The organism is Sphingomonas leidyi (assembly GCF_011761945.1).
In the GTDB taxonomy this organism is placed as follows: domain Bacteria; phylum Pseudomonadota; class Alphaproteobacteria; order Sphingomonadales; family Sphingomonadaceae; genus Sphingomonas; species Sphingomonas leidyi.
Genome location: NZ_JAASQV010000002.1, coordinates 284,708 through 301,029 on the forward strand (window position 1 = coordinate 284,708; position 16,322 = coordinate 301,029).

A 16,322-nucleotide genomic window follows, 5' to 3' on the forward strand; every position below is an offset into this window, starting at 1 on the left:
TTTCGATCCGTTCATATTCAATCGCCGTTCAGCATTTCGGCGCAAATATTCCGTTCGAACGCTTTTCCTTCGTCTGAGAGGACCGACTCACGTGCGTTACGCTTACGCTCTCACTACCGCCATCCTGCTGAGCGGCGCCGCCGCGACGATGACGCTCAACCAGCCGGCCGGTGCGCAGACCGCGCAGAACGAGCCCGGCGCGATCCAGGCCGCCGCGCCCAAGGCCGGCGCGCCGATGAGCTTCGCCGACATGGTCGCCAAGCTGCAGCCGGCGGTCGTCAACATCTCGACCACGCAGCGCGTGACGATGAACGCCAATCCGTTCGCCGGCACGCCGTTCGAGGCGTTCGGCGGCGGCAACCAGCCGGTCACGCGCCAGGCCGAATCGCTCGGCTCGGGCTTCCTGATCTCGGCCGACGGCTATGTCGTGACCAACAATCACGTCATCTCGGCGGGCGCGCGCGGCGCCACCGTCGAATCGATCACGGTCACCCTGCCCGACAAGCGCGAGTTCAAGGCCAAGCTGATCGGCAACGACGCGCAGTCGGACCTCGCCGTGCTCAAGATCGAAGGCACCAACCTGCCCTTCGTGAAGTTCGGCGATTCGACGAGCGCCCGGGTGGGCGACTGGGTCGTCGCGATCGGCAATCCGTTCGGGCTGGGCGGCTCGGTCACCGCCGGCATCGTCTCGGCCCTGCACCGCGTCACCGGCCAGGGCGGCGCCTATGACCGCTTCATCCAGACCGACGCCTCGATCAATCGCGGCAATTCGGGCGGCCCGATGTTCGACCTGAACGGCAATGTGATCGGCATCAACTCGCAGATCCTGTCGCCCACCGGCGGCAATGTCGGCATCGGCTTCGCGATCCCGGCGGAAGAAGCCAAGCCGGTGATCGACACGCTGATGAAGGGCGGCAAGATCGCCCGCGGCTATCTCGGCATCGGCATGCAGGACCTGACCGACGACATCGCCGACGGCCTTGGCGTGCCCAAGGGCCAGGGCACCGTCGTCGCCCGCGTCGAGCCGGGCCAGCCGGCGGAGAAGGCCGGGCTCAAGCAGGGCGACGTGATCGTCAAGGTCGACGGCAAGGCCGTCACGCCCGATCAGACGCTGTCCTATCTCGTCGCGAATGTGAAGCCGGGCACCCGCGTGCCGCTCGAGCTTTACCGCGACGGCAAGCGCCAGACGCTGAACATCGTGGTCGGCACGCGCCCCCCCGAGGAACAGCTCGCCCAGTTCGATCCGAACGACGAGAATTCGGGCCCGGGCGGCGGCGACACGGAGACGATGGCCGCGGCTTCGCTCGGCGTGCAGGTGGCACCGCTCACCCCGCAGATCGCCCAGAGCGTGGGCGTCAACCCGAGCACCACCGGCGTGGTCGTGCTCCAGGTGAGCCAGGCGAGCGACGCGGCGGGCAAGGGCCTGCAGCGCGGCGACGTGATCACCACGGTCAACCGCCAGCCGGTGGCCAGCGCGGCCGATGTCGCCAAGCAGGTCCAGGCGGCGAAGAGCGCGGGCAAGGGCAATGTCCTGCTCTGGGTCCAGCGCCGCGCCCTTGGCCGCTTCGTCTCGGTCGGCATCAACTAAAACCCTGCCCGATCGGGCTGACGAATGCCCGTTTCTCCTCTATCCCGGACTCCCAGGTTAGGAGTCGACGGATGGCGGGAGAGACGGGCATCTTCATTGGCGCGGGCGCCGGCGGCGCGAAGCCGCAGTTCCTGGTCCTCAGGCGCGCCAACCGGCACGGGCTGATCGCGGGCGCGACCGGCACCGGCAAGACGGTGACGATCCAGGGCATCATCGAGGGCCTCTCGAACGCCGGCGTCCCCTGTTTCGTGGCGGACGTGAAGGGCGATCTGTCCGGCCTCGCCATGGCCGGCTCGCCCACCGCCAAGACGCACGAGATCTTCAAGGCGCGCGCCGCCGAGATCGGCCTGACCGACTGGGCCTATGCCGATACGCCGGTGCAGTTCTGGGACCTGTACGGCGAGCAGGGCCATCCGATCCGCACCACCATTTCCGAGATGGGCCCGCTGCTGCTCGCCCGGCTGATGGACCTCAACGAAGTGCAGGAAGGCGTGCTCACCATCGCCTTCACCGTTGCCGACAAGGACGGGCTGCTGCTGCTCGACCTGGACGACCTGCAGGCCATGCTCGCCCACTGCGCCGAGCGGGCGGACGAGCTCACCGCCACCTATGGCAATGTCTCGAAGCAATCGGTCGGCGCGATCCAGCGCTCGCTGCTCCAGCTGCGCAGCCAGGGCGGCGCCAATTTCTTCGGCGAGCCGGCGCTCGCGATCCAGGATTTCCTGGGCACCGACGACAAGGGCCGCGGACTGGTCAACGTCCTCGCCGCCGACAAGCTGATGTCCAGCCCCAAGCTCTATGCAACCTTCCTGCTCTGGCTGCTCTCCGCGCTGTTCGAATCGCTTCCCGAAGTCGGCGATCCCGACAAGCCCAAGCTCGCCTTCTTCTTCGACGAGGCGCATCTGCTGTTCGACGATGCGCCCAAGGCACTGCTCGACAAGATCGAGCAGGTCGTCCGCCTGATCCGTTCCAAGGGCGTCGGCGTCTATTTCATCACCCAGAACCCGATCGACGTGCCCGATACGATCGCCGGCCAGCTGGGCAACCGCGTCCAGCACGCGCTGCGCGCCTTCACCCCGCGCGACCAGCAGGCAGTGAAGGCGGCGGCCACCACCTTCCGCGCCAATCCCGGTATCGACGTCACCACCGCGATCACCGAGCTCAAGGTGGGGGAGGCGCTGGTCTCGCTGCTGCAGGAGGACGGCGCGCCGAGCCCGGTCGAGCGCACGCTGATCCGCCCGCCGGCCTCGCGCGTCGGCCCGGTCACGCCGGAGGAACGCAAGGTACTGATCCAGACCGACGCGATCGGCACCCGGTACGACACCGTGGTCAACCGCGAATCCGCCGAGGAACTGCTCGCCGCCAAATCGGCCGAGGCCGCGGCGGCCGCCGCCGAGGCCCAGGCCAAGGACGCGGCGGAGAAGGCCGCCGCCGCCCAGGCCAAGGAAGATGCGCGGGTCGCCAAGGAAACCGAGCGCCAGCGCCTCGCCGATCAGCGCGACGCCGATCGCCAGGCCCGGCTCGACGCCCAGGCCCAGCGCCAGGCCGAGCGCGAGGCGGCGAACAACCCCTGGAACCGCGCGATCAACTCGGCCACGCGCTCCGCGTCCTCGGCGGCGGGCCGGGCAGTGGCGAACGAAGTCTCCAAGGCGATCTTCGGCGGCTCGCGCGGCACGGGCGGCGGGATCGTCGGCGGCCTGGTGCGCGGCGTGCTCGGCGGGCTGTTCAAGGGGCGGTGAGAACGGAGCCCCTCTCCTTCCGGGAGCGGGGCCTGAAGGTCACTCCCCCGCCCCATTGGCCAGAAACTCCCGCCACAGCATCACCAGCACCGCCATCACGGCGGGGCCGATGAACAGACCGAACAGGCCGAGCGTCTCGACGCCGCCCAATATGCCGATCAGCACCCAGAGGAAGGGCAGCTGGGTCGCGCCGCCGATCATCGCCGGGCGGATGAAATGATCGGCGACGAAGATGATCGCGGTGCCGATCGCCACCACGGCGATCGCGCCGCCCACCGAGCCCTGGAGCAGCAGGAGCAACGCCGCGACGGCGAACATCGCCGGCGCGCCGAACGGAATCATCGCGGCGATCGCCGTGGCGCCGCCGAGCAGCAGCGGGTGCGGCACCCCGGCGACCAGATAGACGATCGCCATCAGCGCGCCCACGCCTAGCCCCACCAGCACCAACCCGTCGATCGTGCCGCGCACCGAGCGGATCGCCTGCGCTCCCACGCGCTCGCCGGTGGGGCCGAAGAACCTGAGCACCGCGCGCCGGCCCTGGGCCAGCAGCGCATCGCGGTCGCGCAGCACGAAGAACAGGGTCAACAGCGTGAACCCGAACACCACCGCGCGATGGGCGACATTGGCGCCGATCATGCGCGAATGGATCAGCCACTCCCCGCCGCGGATCGCGCGGAGCTGCTGCGTGGCATCCTCGGGCCGGGCGAGATGCGTCTGCCACCAGTCGCGCACCGCTTCGCCGCCGATCGGCAGGCGCGCCACCCAGTCGGGCACCGGCACACCCTGCGCCTGGGCCTGGGCGATCCAGCTCGAAATGTCGTGCGCCTCGCGCAGCGCCTGGGCGATGCCGAAGGCGAGCGGCACCAGCACCACCAGGGCCGCCAGCGCAGTGATGATGAGCGGGATGACGATGCGGTGGGTACCCTTCATCCAGACGCGCAGCTTCAGATGCAGCGGATCGACCGCGATGGTGAGCACCACCGCCCAGAGCAGGGCCGGCACGAAGCCGTGCGCGATCCAGAGGCCGATGAGGAGCAGCGCGCCGACGAGCGCGAGGCGGGCCGCACGCTGGGCGGTTTCGGTTCTGGCGTTCATGGGGGGAGCGTAGCAGGACGCGGGCGCACCTCAACTCCCCCTCTCTGGTCCCGTTCTCGTCATCCCCGTGCAGGCGGGGACCCAGGGGTGCGGAACGGCGCCTTTCGTGACTCCGGATCCCCGCCTGCGCGGGGATGACGGATATCGGGAGACCTCACGCCAGCCCCGCGGCCACCCCTTCCAGCCGATCGAGGAACATGCCCCAGCCATAGCGCGCGCCACCATAATTGGCGGCATTGGCGAAACCGGTCTGCTCCATGCGCAGCCGCGTGCCGCCCGCCACCGGCTCGATCGTCAGCGTCACTACCGATTCGAAGCGCGGCATCGCTTCCCCCTCGCCGCCGGTATCCCAGCTATAGCTGAGCCGCCGCCCCGGCTCGATCTCGCGCACCGCACAGTCGATCCGCCCGCTCCAGCCCGGCGCGCCCGGGCTTTGCAGCGTGAAGCGATGGCCGTCCTCCAGCGCGAAATCATTGGGCAGCAGCCATTCCGCGATCAGGTGCGGCTGCGTGAGCGCGCGCCACAGCCGCTCGGGCGGATGGGGAAATTCGCGCTCCATCACCAGCGTGCGCGCCTCGGTCATTGGTCCATCCTCTTCAGCAGATCGTCGAGCCGGTCGAAGCTGCCGGCCCATAGCGTTTCGTGCAGCCGCATCCAGTCGAGCAGCGGCGCCAGCCCCTTGGGATCGGCCCGGTAATGCGTCTCGCGGCCCTGCGGCCGGTCGAGCACCAGCCCCGCGCCCTTCAGTATCGCGAGATGCTTGGAGACCGCCGGCTGCGAGATCCCCGCCCCGTCGGTCAATGCACGCACGGTCAGCTCGGACCGCGCGAGCCGCTCGAACAGCGCGCGGCGCGTGGGATCGCCCAATGCGCGGAACAGCGTATCGAAGGCACTCGGCTCCATGCGTTAATTCATAACCCCCTGGTTATAACAATCAACCTCCGCGTAAAAAACGCTGTCCTACCGGGCGCGCAGATGCCACGCTCCGCCGATGACCAACGCATTCCTTACCAATCCGGCCGCCCCGTGCGCCTTGCCGCGGGGAAAGACCCCCGCGTGCGATGATGTCGCGACCTTTGCGACTTCCCGCGCGGAGATCTGACCCGATGGCCACCCAATCGCCTCGCCCGATGGCCGAGCTCACGCTGCGCGGCATCGTCCTCGGCGCGCTGATCACCATCCTGTTCACCGCCGCCAACGTCTATGCCGGCCTCAAGGTCGGCCTCACCTTCGCCACGTCGATCCCCGCCGCGGTCGTCTCGATGGCCATATTGAAGGCGTTCAAGAGCGGCACGATCCTCGAGAACAACATCGTCCAGACGATCGCGTCCGCCGCGGGCACCCTTGCGGCCATCGTGTTCGTGTTGCCCGGCCTGATCATGGTCGGCTGGTGGTCGGGCTTCCCCTATTGGACCACGGTGGCGGTGTGCATCACCGGCGGCGTGCTCGGCGTGATGTTCTCGGTGCCGCTGCGCCGCGCGCTCGTGACGGGCACCGACCTGCCCTATCCCGAGGGCGTCGCGGCCGCCGAAGTGCTCAAGGTCGGCTCGGCCTCGGGCGCCGGCGACCGGGAGAACGCCGCGGGCCTGCGCACGCTGATCGCCGGCACGATCTTCTCCGGGCTGTTCGCGCTGCTCGCCAAGATGAAGCTGGTGGCCGAGGAGGCGGGCAAGAATTTCGCGGTGGGCGGCACCGCCACCGGCTGGTCGACCAGCTGGTCGATGCTGCTGATCGGCGTCGGCCATCTCGTCGGCATCTCGGTCGGCGCGGCGATGTTCTTCGGCATGCTGATCTCCTGGACGGTGCTGGTGCCCTGGTTCGCCCATGGCGGCGATCTGGGCGCGGTCGACGCGCTGGTGAGTTCCACGTTCCGCGGCCAGGTCCGCTTCATCGGCGCGGGCACGATCGGCGTCGCGGCGATCTGGTCGCTGCTCAAGATCATCGGGCCGATCGTGGCGGGCCTGCGCTCCGCCCTCGCCGCCTCGCGCGCGCGCCAGGGCGGCCAGGTGCTCGACATCACCGAGCGCGACATGCCGATCGGCGTGGTGGCGCTGATCACGCTCGCGACGCTCCTTCCCATCGCCTGGCTGCTCTGGACCTTCTCGGCCGGCGGCCCGGTCCATGACCATCCGTTCGCAGTGATCGGCGGTTCGCTCGCCTATGTGCTGGTCGTCGGCGTGCTGATCGCGGCGATCTGCGGCTATATGGCCGGGCTGATCGGCGCGTCGAACTCGCCGGTCTCCGGCGTCGGCATCCTCGCGGTGCTCGGCGCCTCGCTGCTGCTGGTCGCGGTCTTCGGGCACGAGGCCGATCCGGCGCGCACCAACGCGCTGATCGCCTATGCGCTGTTCACCACCGCGATCATCTTCTCGATCGCGACCATCTCGAACGACAATCTCCAGGACCTCAAGACCGGCCAGCTCGTCGGCGCGACGCCGTGGAAGCAGCAGCTCGCGCTGATCCTGGGCGTGGTGTTCGGCAGCCTGGCGATCCCGCTGGTCCTCGACCTGCTCAAGAACACGCTCGGCTTTGTCGGCATGCCCGGCGCCGGGCCCAATGCGCTTTCGGCGCCCCAGGCCGCGCTGATCTCCTCGATCGCCAAGGGCGTGCTGGGCGGCGATATCGACTGGAACCTGATCGGGCTGGGCGCGCTGATCGGCGTCGGCGTGATCATCGTCGACGAAGTGCTGGGCAGGGCCGGCAGGATGCGCCTGCCGCCGCTGGCCGTCGGCATGGGCATCTATCTGCCGATGGGCCTCACCTTGCTGATCCCGGTCGGCGCAGTGATCGGGCATTTCTACGATCGCTGGGCCAAGCGCCAGGCCAATCCCGAGTTCGCCGAGCGGATGGGCGTGCTTGCCGCCACCGGCCTGATCGTGGGCGAGAGCCTGTTCGGCGTCGCATTCGCCGGCATTCTCGCCTGGGCGAACCGCAACGCGCCGATCCCGCCCAACGATGCGCCGCTGGCGGTGATGGGGGAAAGCTTCGAGAGCGTGGCGATGTGGATCGCGCCCTTGCTGTTCTTCGGGCTGATCGCCATCGCCTATGCGATGACGCGCAAGCTGGTGCGCGGCACGCCCGCCGGCGCCGGCCCGGAAAGCCCGGCAAAGGACGAGGCGAACTATCGGTGATGGGGGAAGGCGGCGGGGATCGCCCCGCCGCCGTTCACTTCATCTGATCGAGGCCGTTCACTTCATCTGATCAAGGATCGAGCGGATCGGCACGAAGGCGAAGGCGACCGAGCTGTCGGCCACGCCATAGGGGATGAACAGCTTGTCACCATGCCTGATGGCGCCGCAGGTATAGACGACATTGGGCACATATCCTTCGCGGTCCTGGTCCGCCGCGGCGAGCAGCGGCTCGCTCGAGCGGGCGAGGACCCTGGACGGATCGTGCTTGTCGAGCAAAGCCGCGCCGATCGAATATTTGCGCATCGCACCGACGCCGTGGGTGAGGATCAGCCAGCCCTGGTCGAGCTCGATCGGCGGGCCGCAATTGCCCATCTGGACGAGCTCCCAGGGGAATTTCGGCTTGATCAGCAGCTCGCCGCCGTCCCAGTTGGTGATGTCGTCCGAGGCGTGGAGGAAGATGTTCTCGCCGTCCTGCCGGCCCAGCATCATGTAGCGGCCGTTCACCGTGCGCGGGAACAGCGCCATGCCCTTGTTGCGGCTCGCGCTGCCCGACATCGGCACCAGGTCGAAGCTGCGCCAGTCGCGCGTCCGCAGCAGCTCGGACTGGATCACCGACCCGTTATAGGCGGTGTAGGTGCCGATCCATTCCTCCTGCCCGTCCTCATGGCGGAAATGGGTGATGCGCAGGTCTTCGAGGCCGTTGGACTGGGCCTTGGTGATCGGGAAGATCACCGTGCCCGAAAGCGTCGAATCGCGGTGGCGATAGACCGTCACCGGCCCTTCGGGGATATGCTCCTCGTCCTCCTCGCGGGCATCGGCGGCAGTGGCGAAGGGCGGTTCCGGCGCGAGTGTCAGGTCGTTCCGATCGGTGATGATGCCTTCGCGAAAGGCAACCGAGGAGATGTGCCCCTCGCCCACGGCGCGCAGGCTCATCAGGATGCGCAGCGATCCCGGCGGCATGCCGGTCTGATCGTAATGCGGCACGGCGCTGGGGTTCATCAGCGCAGCGGCGGCATAGCTGTATTCGTGGCAGAAATAGGCGCCGATCAGCTGGCGCTTCTCGTCACCGATCTGGCTGCCGTCGAGGCCGAGCATCGCCTCGATCTCGTCATAGCGCGTCATGAACACGCGGCGCGTCTGCCAGTGGCGCGCCTCGAAATCCTTGAGCACGATCTCCAGCTGGCTGCGCGCCTCGCCGGGCGACATCGCCAGCACTTCGCTCACCAGCCGTTCGGTGCGGCTCGGCGCCGATCCGTTCGACGCCCAGGCAATGTGGAAGGGCCGCACCACGACGCGCGAAGGATCCGCACGCAGGCGCAGCGCATGATTGAAAAGTTCGAGCATTCGGCTCCCAGCCATTGTCCCCGCACCGATGCCCAGGCTGACGCTAGGCGACGGCGGCTCGCACCGGTGTTGCCACGTTTCCGGTTGCCTTTGAAAGAGCCGAAATCGCGCAATTGGCGAGCTGGAGCGCCAAAATGGACTCGGCGCCCTGGTTGCGGTTGAGCCCATGCGGCATCAATCCGTCGAAACATCCCCCGTCCTGGGCGCTGGCGAGCGGCAGCTCGAGGTCGTTCGCGCCAAGGTACCAGCGATAGGCACGCATCGCCTCCTCCACCCAGCGCTTGTCGCCCGTCGCCTCATGGGCGGCGACGCAGGCCTCCACCGTCGCCTGCGCCTCGAGCGGCTGCTGGTCGAACTGGAGCGGCGCGGCATAGGCGCGCCCGAAGCTCTCCGTGCCGACGGCGCGGAAGCGGCCCTCGGGCGAGGTCTGCCGGCCGACGATCCATTCGAGCGTCTCGAGCCCGACGCCGGTGAAGTCGCGCCGGCCCAGCGCCGTGCCGGCGCGCAGCAGCGCTTCGGGCAGGCGGGCATTGTCATAGGCGAGCACAATCTCGAACCATTGCCATTCGGGGCGGCGATTGCGGTCGAGCAGCGCGATCAGCTCTTCGCCGAACCGGGTGAGGATCTCGCGGCCGAGCGCATGGCCGGGATGCGCGCCGAGCATCGCGGCGCCCCCCAGCATCGCGAAGGCGCGCGCCCGCGGGCTGCCTAGCTCGAGCGCGATCGGAGCGGTGGCGTCGAACAGGGCCGAGGCCCAGTCGCGATGCTTCTGCGCCCGGGCGTCGCGCGCCGTAACGCCCAGCGCCCACAGCGCGCGGCCGTTCGAATCCTCGGAGCCGGCATCCTCGCACCAGGTCCGGTCGAAATTCATGAAGTTGCGGAAGCGGCGCAGGTCCGGATTCCAGGCATATTGAACGAACGCGGCATAGACGCTGGTCCATTTGTCGCGCAGGCCCTCGTCCATCGCCTCCACCCTGCTCATCAGGATGAGCGCTCGGGCATTGTCGTCGATGCAATAGCCATGGCGGCGATCGGGCACCGAATAGATCGAGTGCTGCAACATGCCGGTCGCGTCGCTCATCCGCTCGACCGCGGCGAGGTCGGGCTCGAGCGGCACCAGCGCCTTGGCCGGCCGGGCGAAGCGGCGCGGCCGGGCGGCGACGATGGCTGCCAGGGCATCCATCGCGGCTTCGGCGAGGCGCGGCCACAACATGGTGCGACCACGGGCATAGGCGCGCGCGGCCAGCGCCATCCGCGCCGGTTCGTCGGCGAGCAGGCGGACGATCTCGCGGGCAAGGGCGGCACTGTCCTGGAAGGGCACCAGCACGCCGTGACCGTCCGCCAGTATCTCGGCCGCGTGGATATAGGGGGTCGAGACCACCGGCTTGCCCACCGCCACCGCATAGGAAAGCGTGCCCGACGTGATCTGCGCGGGATTGGGATAGGGCGTCGCATAGACCTCCGCCGCCTGGAGATAGTCGAGCAGCGCGCCCTGCTCGACGAACCCGTCGACAAAGGCGACGTGCCCGGCCACGCCGAGATCGGCGGCCTGCGCCTTCAGCCGGTCGCGATAGGCTTCGCCCTCGCGCACGACGAGGTTCGGATGCGTCGCGCCCAGGATCACATAGAGCGCGTCGGGCCGTGCCGCGGCGATCGCCGGCATCGCCTCGATCATCGCCTCGATGCCCTTGCTCGGCGCCAGCAGGCCGAAGGTGAGGATCACTTCGCGCCCCTGCCAGCCGAAGCGCGGCTTGAAGTCCCGCGGATCGGCGAAGGGGCGATCGGGCACGCCATGCGGAATCGTCGCGATCTTCCTGTCGTCGGCGCCGTGCACGCGCTTGAGGATGTCGCGGCCCTTGTCCGCCATCACGATCACGCGCGCGGCGCGGCGCAGCAGCGCCTCCATCACGCGCCGCTGATCGGGATCGGGATTCTCCAGCACCGTGTGCAGCGTCGCGATCACCGGGATCGACAGCCGGTCGAGCAGCGCGATCAGATAGTCGCCGGCGGGACCGCCATAGATGCCATATTCATGCTGGACCCACAGCGCCTGCGCGCCCGAAGCCTCGATCGCCCGGGCGGCACCGAGATAGGCGACGCGGTCCTGCTCGGGGATCGCGGCAGTCACCGCATCGGGATAGTCATACCGCCCCGGATGATCGTCCATCGCATAGACGTCGACCTTAAGGTCCGGGAAACGCTGCTTGAGCGCGGCATGGGTGTCGGTCGTGTAGGTGGCGAGCCCGCATTTGCGCGGCAGGAAGTTACCGATCAGTGCGAGGTGCTGGATATTCGGGGCTTTCATGCGCCGATCTTTCCCTTCGCTATCGCAAACTCAATTGCGCGTAAGCCCCACGCTCGCCCTTCCAAACCAACTGTTTTCAATAAGGTTTCATCTTGCTGCAACGCAGCATGCTACGACCGTCCGGTCGCCTTGTAAATCTGGCGTTCAGCCGCGGCCGCGATAGCCGGAAACCCCCTGATCCGGTATCCAGACACCCTCCGGCGGCGCACCCGACTGCCAGAAGACGTCGATCGGTATGCCGCCGCGCGGGTACCAATAGCCGCCGATCCTGAGCCATTCCGGCTGCATCTCGTCGAACAGCCGCTGGCCGATGCCGACGGTGCAATCCTCGTGAAAGGCGCCATGGTTGCGGAAGGATCCGAGGAACAGCTTGAGCGACTTGGATTCGACGATCATGTCGCCCGGCACATAGTCGAGCACCAGATGCGCGAAATCCGGCTGGCCGGTGATCGGGCAGAGCGAAGTGAACTCGGGCGCCGCGAAGCGGATGAGATAGCGCGTGCCCTTGCGCGGATTGGGCACATAGTCGAGTTCGGCCTCCTCCGGCGTGGCGGGAAGGATCGAGGTTTTTCCGAGATGCTTGGCGTCCATCCCGGCCATGTAGGCGTTTGCGGAGCGCTTTGCATCCTTCTAGGACGCTTTCCATGGACGGGCTCGTTACGACCGAATGGCTGGCCGGCACCGATGGCGTGCTGGTGCTCGATGCAACCTATAGCTCGACGATCCCCGGATCGCCGCCGCGCGATCCCCGCGCCGAGTTCGAGGCCGAGCATATTGCCGGCGCGCGCTTCCTCGATCTCGACACGCTGGTGGACGAGACCAGCCCGCTCCCCTCGACCGTGCCGACCGTCGCCAGGATCGCCGAGCGGCTGCGCGCACTGGGAGCGGACACCGAAACGCCGATCATCCTCTACGACAATGGCCCGCACCATACTTCGTGCCGTGCCTGGTGGGTGCTGCGGCTCGCCGGCGTCGACGTGGCGCTGCTCGACGGCGGCATGGCCAAGTGGAAGGCGGAAGGCCGTGCCGTGGCGAGCGGCCCGCATCGGGCCGAGCCCGGCAATTTCCAGCCCCGGCCGCCTCGGGCCCAGATGCGCACGCTCGAGCAGATGAAGGCCGAGACCGGGCAGATCGCCGATGCCCGCTCGGCCGCGCGCTTCACCGGCGCGGAAGCTGATCCGCGCACCGAAGTCGCCGCGGGCCATATCCCGGGATCGCGCAACGTCCCCTATCCGAAATTCTTCAACCCCGACGGCACCTGGAAGGCCCCCAATCATATCCGCGCGGTGTTCGAGGAGCACGGCATCGACCTCGCCCGCCCGCTGGTCACCACCTGCGGCTCGGGCATCACCGCCGCGATCCTGGCGTTCGGCGCGCACCTGCTCGACAACGAGGCCGCGCTGTACGACGGCAGCTGGACGGAATGGGGTAGCCGGCCCGAGACCGCCAAGGCATTGGGACCGGCATGAGCGAGAAGCAGGACAAGACCAAGGTCGTCGCCGCCGGTCGGCGCAAGGAATGGACCCAGGGCATCGTCAACCCGCCGGTGTGGCGCGCCTCGACGATCCTCTATGACGATGTGGCGCATCTGCGCGCCAGCGGCGCCAGCGATACCCATCATCGCCTGTTCTACGGCCGGCGCGGCACGCCGACGCAATGGTCGCTCGCCGATGCGCTGACCGAGCTCGAGCCGGGCGCCGAGGCGACTTTGCTCTACCCATCCGGCGTCGCCGCCATCGCCTCGACCCTGCTTGCCCTGCTCTCCCCCGGCGACCATCTGCTGCTTCCCGACAGCAGCTACGACCCGACGCGCAACTTCGCCAACGGCCTGCTGCGGCGGATGGGAGTCGAGACCAGCTATTATGATCCGCTGATCGGCGAAGGCATCGCGGCGCTGTGCCGCGCGAATACGAGGGTGATCCTCCTGGAGAGCCCCGGCAGCCTGACCTTCGAGGTGCAGGACGTGCCGGCGATCGTCGCGGCGGCCAGGGACCGCGGCATCGCGACGGTGCTCGACAATACCTGGGCGACTCCCCTGCTCTTCCCCGCGATCGCGCGCGGGATCGACTATACGATCCTCGCCGCGACCAAATATGTCGTCGGCCATTCCGACGTGATGCTGGGCTCGGTCACCGCGGCCCAGGGCAGATATGCGGCGCTGCGCGACGCCAGCTATCAGCTCGGCCAGACGGCCAGCCCCGACGACGCCTGGCTGGGCGCGCGCGGCTTGCGCACCATGGCGATCCGGCTGGAACAGCATGGCCGCGCGGCGCTGCGGATCGCCGAATGGCTGAAGACTCGCCCCGAAGTGGCGCGCGTGCTCCACCCGGCGCTGCCCGATTGCCCGGGGCACGCGCTCTTCCAGCGCGACTTCAAGGGCGCCTCGGGCCTGTTCTCCTTTGTCCTCGCCGGCGGCGGCGAGAAGGCGCGCGCCGCGCTGATCGACGGCCTCGAGCATTTCGGCATCGGCTATAGCTGGGGCGGCTATGAGAGCCTGGCCCTGCCGGTCGACCCCCAGCGCTTCCGCACCGCGACCGAGTGGAAGGCCGAGGGACCGGTCGTCCGCCTCCAGATCGGGCTCGAGGATCCGGACGACCTGATCGCCGATCTCGCGCAAGGGCTCGCGCGCTTCGCCGGGATGCGCGGATGATGCAGCGGTTCGGCGACTGGCTGGCGGGACACGACCTCCCTTCGCCGCCCGAACTGTCCGAAGCGGGCATCGCCGCCGCGCTCGCCATCGTCGCCCTGGCGCTGGGCTGGTTCGCCGGCCGCAGGATCGGCGGACGCATCGCCGAATATTGGTCGCGCGACGCCGATCACGGCCCGCTGTTCAGCGGGCGCATCTGCGACGTGATCCGTCACGGCGTGGCCACGCTGCTGCTCGGCGTCATCCTCTCCGCCTGGCCCTGGCACCCGCTCGCCGCGCTGGGGCTGGGCTTCGCCACCGGGGCCGCCGCCGCCATGTTCACCGTCGCGGTGCTGCGGGGCCTCAACCTGCCGCGCTGGATCGCCTGGAGCGTGGCCGCCATCGCCTTCGCCACCATATTGAGCCACGCGATCGGCGGGTTCGCGGCGACGCAGGACACGCTCGACCGGGTCGGCGTGCAGATCGGCCAGCGGCGGCTCACCTTGCTCTCGCTGCTCAGCATCGCCGTCACCGTGCTGCTGCTCTTCGCGGGCGTGCGCCTGTTCAACCGGATGCTGACGCGGTGGATCGGCGGCGCGCGCGGCTTCGATCCCACCCAGAAGCTGCTCTTCCAGAAGCTGGCCGCGATCGCCGCGGTGATCGTCGCCTTCTTCGTCGGCATCGACTTGCTCGAAATCGACCTGACTGCCTTCACCGTCTTCTCGGGCGCGTTCGGGCTCGCCATCGGCTTCGGCCTGCAGAAGACGATCGGCAACCTGATCGCCGGGATCATCCTGCTGATGGATCGCTCGATCAAGCCGGGCGACGTGATCGTGGTGGGCGACAGCTTCGGCTGGGTGAACAAGATCGGCGTACGCGCGGTCAGCGTCGTCACCCGCGACGGCAAGGAGCATCTGATCCCGAACGAGATATTGATGACGCAGGAAGTGGAGAACTGGTCGTACACCGATCGCAACGTCCGCGTCCGCATCCCGGTGACCGTCGCCTATGACTGCGACCTCAAGCTCGCCCAGGCGCTGATGCTGCGCGCCGCGAAGGAGAGCCCGCGCGCGCTCGACGATCCGCCCACCAATGTGCGCCTCGCGGCGTTCGGCGAAAGCGGCGTGGAGCACGAGATCCTCACCTGGATAAGCGACCCCGAGAGCGGCGTCGGCAATGTGAAGAGCGACGTGCTCAACCGGCTCTGGGTGATGTTCAAGGAACATGGCATCGCCCTCGCCCTGCCGCAGCGCGAGGTGCGGCTTCTCGGCGACGGGACGAAGCGAGACTAGACTAGCCCATTGCCCTTTGCGGGGCGCGATCCCTATCTGGACGCCGTGCCCGCCGCTTCCGTAACCGCCCGTATCGCCGATGGAGTCAGCTCGATCCTGCCGGGCGACTGGGACGCGTGCGCGGGAACGGGCAACCCGTTCGTCAGCCATGCCTTTCTTTCGATCCTCGAACGCTCGGGATCGGTGAGCCCGCGTGCCGGCTGGCAATCGCTGCCGATCGTGATCGAGGACGCGCAGGGCATCCCCGCGGCGATCGCCCCGGCCTATGCCAAGGGCCACAGCCAGGGCGAGTATGTGTTCGACCATGCCTGGGCCGATGCCTGGGAGCAGGCGGGCGGGCAATATTATCCCAAGCTCCAGGTCGCCGTGCCCTTCACGCCCGTACCGGGCCCCCGGCTGCTGCTGCGCGACCATGCGCTGGCGCCTGGCCTGATCGCCGGGATCGAGGCGGTGACCGACCGGAACCGGCTCTCCTCGGCACACGTCACCTTTCTCGAGCCGGACCAGCTGCCCCTGTTCGAGCAGGCCGGCTGGCTGATCCGCGCCGGCACCCAGTTCCACTGGGCGAACGAAGGCTATCGGAGCTTCGACGAGTTCCTGGGCGCCCTTGCCAGCCGCAAGCGCAAGGCCATCCGCAAGGAGCGCGCGGCGGCAGTGGCGGGCCTGACCATCCGCCATCTGTGCGGCGCCGAGATCACCGAGGCGCATTGGGACGCCTTCTGGGCCTTCTACCAGGACACGGGCAGCCGCAAATGGGGCCGCCCCTATCTCACGCGCGACTTCTTCTCGCTGCTCGGCGCCGAGATGGCGGACAAGGTGCTGCTGATCTTCGCCGAGCGGGATGGGCAGCCGATCGCCGGCGCGCTCAACCTGGTCGGCGCCGACGCGCTCTATGGCCGCTATTGGGGGGCGCTCGAGGAAGTGTCCTTCCTGCATTTCGAGCTCTGCTACTATCAGGCGATCGACGCCGCGATCGCACGCGGCCTGAACCGGGTGGAGGCAGGGGCCCAGGGCGAGCACAAGCTTGCGCGCGGCTATGCGCCGGTGACCACCTGGTCGGCGCATTACCTCCCGGACCCGGGCTTCCGCCGCGCCGTCGCCGACTATCTCGAGCGCGAGCGCGAAGCGGTGGCGCAGGAGCAGGAATATCTCGGCGAGCTCACGCCCTTCCGCCGCGGCTGCTAGGCGCGGCGCGGATCTGG

At 68.5% G+C, this 16,322-nt stretch carries 13 protein-coding genes; 7 read left to right on the top strand and 6 right to left on the bottom strand.

The features are described 5' to 3' along the window. Positions 1 to 91 precede the first annotated feature (91 nt). Both FHR20_RS11020 and FHR20_RS11025 read left to right on the top strand, forming a co-directional pair. Entirely contained in the window at positions 92 to 1,588 is a 1,497-nt protein-coding gene (locus FHR20_RS11020; protein ID WP_167299697.1) for a Do family serine endopeptidase, read from the top strand. A gap of 71 nt (positions 1,589 to 1,659) precedes the next feature. Further along, positions 1,660 to 3,327 (top strand): helicase HerA-like domain-containing protein, encoded by a 1,668-nt coding sequence (locus FHR20_RS11025; protein WP_167299698.1) that lies wholly within the window; start codon positions 1,660 to 1,662, stop codon positions 3,325 to 3,327. A gap of 39 nt (positions 3,328 to 3,366) precedes the next feature. On the opposite strand, the gene FHR20_RS11030 is transcribed toward FHR20_RS11025, so the two are convergent. From FHR20_RS11030 to FHR20_RS11040, 3 genes are all read right to left on the bottom strand, one after another. Continuing rightward, complete coding sequence (locus FHR20_RS11030; RefSeq protein WP_167299699.1) at positions 3,367 to 4,422, bottom strand: AI-2E family transporter; 1,056 nt, start codon at positions 4,420 to 4,422, stop codon at positions 3,367 to 3,369. Positions 4,423 to 4,576: 154 nt separating this feature from the next. Next, complete coding sequence (locus FHR20_RS11035) at positions 4,577 to 5,005, bottom strand: SRPBCC family protein (RefSeq protein WP_167299700.1); 429 nt, start codon at positions 5,003 to 5,005, stop codon at positions 4,577 to 4,579. After that, positions 5,002 to 5,325, bottom strand: a complete 324-nt coding sequence (locus FHR20_RS11040) for an ArsR/SmtB family transcription factor (protein ID WP_167299701.1) — start codon at positions 5,323 to 5,325, stop codon at positions 5,002 to 5,004. Before FHR20_RS11040 ends, FHR20_RS11035 begins: the two co-directional genes overlap by 4 nt. A 203-nt stretch (positions 5,326 to 5,528) precedes the next feature. On the opposite strand from FHR20_RS11040, the gene FHR20_RS11045 reads away from it, so the two are divergent. Next, a complete protein-coding gene (locus FHR20_RS11045; protein WP_243857287.1) occupies positions 5,529 to 7,553 on the top strand; it encodes an OPT family oligopeptide transporter in 2,025 nt (674 codons plus the stop codon). A gap of 57 nt (positions 7,554 to 7,610) precedes the next feature. Here the strand turns inward: FHR20_RS11045 and FHR20_RS11050 are convergent, their stop codons facing one another. From FHR20_RS11050 to queF, 3 genes are all read right to left on the bottom strand, one after another. Then, the gene (locus tag FHR20_RS11050; protein WP_167299702.1) at positions 7,611 to 8,897 is read right to left on the bottom strand and encodes a glycoside hydrolase family 130 protein; all 1,287 of its coding nucleotides are present in this window, start codon (positions 8,895 to 8,897) and stop codon (positions 7,611 to 7,613) included. Between the two features lie 43 nt (positions 8,898 to 8,940). Further along, entirely contained in the window at positions 8,941 to 11,202 is a 2,262-nt protein-coding gene (locus FHR20_RS11055; protein ID WP_167299703.1) for a glycosyltransferase family 4 protein, read from the bottom strand. Positions 11,203 to 11,346: 144 nt separating this feature from the next. Next, positions 11,347 to 11,793, bottom strand: a complete 447-nt coding sequence (gene queF / locus FHR20_RS11060; protein ID WP_167300478.1) for a preQ(1) synthase — start codon at positions 11,791 to 11,793, stop codon at positions 11,347 to 11,349. Positions 11,794 to 11,846: 53 nt separating this feature from the next. On the opposite strand from queF, the gene FHR20_RS11065 reads away from it, so the two are divergent. The 4 genes from FHR20_RS11065 to FHR20_RS11080 are packed head-to-tail and all read left to right on the top strand — an operon-like array spanning position 11,847 to position 16,305. Continuing rightward, positions 11,847 to 12,671: a sulfurtransferase gene (locus tag FHR20_RS11065; protein ID WP_167299704.1), complete on the top strand. Its 825-nt coding sequence runs from the start codon at positions 11,847 to 11,849 to the stop codon at positions 12,669 to 12,671. Next, a complete protein-coding gene (gene metC, locus FHR20_RS11070; protein WP_167299705.1) occupies positions 12,668 to 13,852 on the top strand; it encodes a cystathionine beta-lyase in 1,185 nt (394 codons plus the stop codon). Before FHR20_RS11065 ends, metC begins: the two co-directional genes overlap by 4 nt. Further along, a complete protein-coding gene (locus FHR20_RS11075) occupies positions 13,849 to 15,120 on the top strand; it encodes a mechanosensitive ion channel family protein (protein WP_167299706.1) in 1,272 nt (423 codons plus the stop codon). The genes metC and FHR20_RS11075 overlap by 4 nt, the downstream gene beginning before the upstream one ends. A gap of 9 nt (positions 15,121 to 15,129) precedes the next feature. Continuing rightward, a complete protein-coding gene (locus FHR20_RS11080) occupies positions 15,130 to 16,305 on the top strand; it encodes a GNAT family N-acetyltransferase (RefSeq protein ID WP_243857288.1) in 1,176 nt (391 codons plus the stop codon). The last annotated feature ends 17 nt before the right edge of the window (positions 16,306 to 16,322 follow it).

Bases quoted from the DNA above. Each gene is read 5' to 3' on its own strand.
- FHR20_RS11040 (WP_167299701.1), bottom strand. From the start codon at position 5,325: ATGGAGCCGAGTGCCTTCGATACGCTGTTCCGCGCATTGGGCGATCCC.
- FHR20_RS11035 (WP_167299700.1), bottom strand. From the start codon at position 5,005: ATGACCGAGGCGCGCACGCTGGTGATGGAGCGCGAATTTCCCCATCCG.
- FHR20_RS11050 (WP_167299702.1), bottom strand. From the start codon at position 8,897: ATGCTCGAACTTTTCAATCATGCGCTGCGCCTGCGTGCGGATCCTTCG.
- FHR20_RS11075 (WP_167299706.1), top strand. From the start codon at position 13,849: ATGATGCAGCGGTTCGGCGACTGGCTGGCGGGACACGACCTCCCTTCG.
- FHR20_RS11045 (WP_243857287.1), top strand. From the start codon at position 5,529: ATGGCCACCCAATCGCCTCGCCCGATGGCCGAGCTCACGCTGCGCGGC.
- queF (WP_167300478.1), bottom strand. From the start codon at position 11,793: ATGGACGCCAAGCATCTCGGAAAAACCTCGATCCTTCCCGCCACGCCG.
- metC (WP_167299705.1), top strand. From the start codon at position 12,668: ATGAGCGAGAAGCAGGACAAGACCAAGGTCGTCGCCGCCGGTCGGCGC.
- FHR20_RS11055 (WP_167299703.1), bottom strand. From the start codon at position 11,202: ATGAAAGCCCCGAATATCCAGCACCTCGCACTGATCGGTAACTTCCTG.
- FHR20_RS11065 (WP_167299704.1), top strand. From the start codon at position 11,847: ATGGACGGGCTCGTTACGACCGAATGGCTGGCCGGCACCGATGGCGTG.
- FHR20_RS11025 (WP_167299698.1), top strand. From the start codon at position 1,660: ATGGCGGGAGAGACGGGCATCTTCATTGGCGCGGGCGCCGGCGGCGCG.
- FHR20_RS11030 (WP_167299699.1), bottom strand. From the start codon at position 4,422: ATGAACGCCAGAACCGAAACCGCCCAGCGTGCGGCCCGCCTCGCGCTC.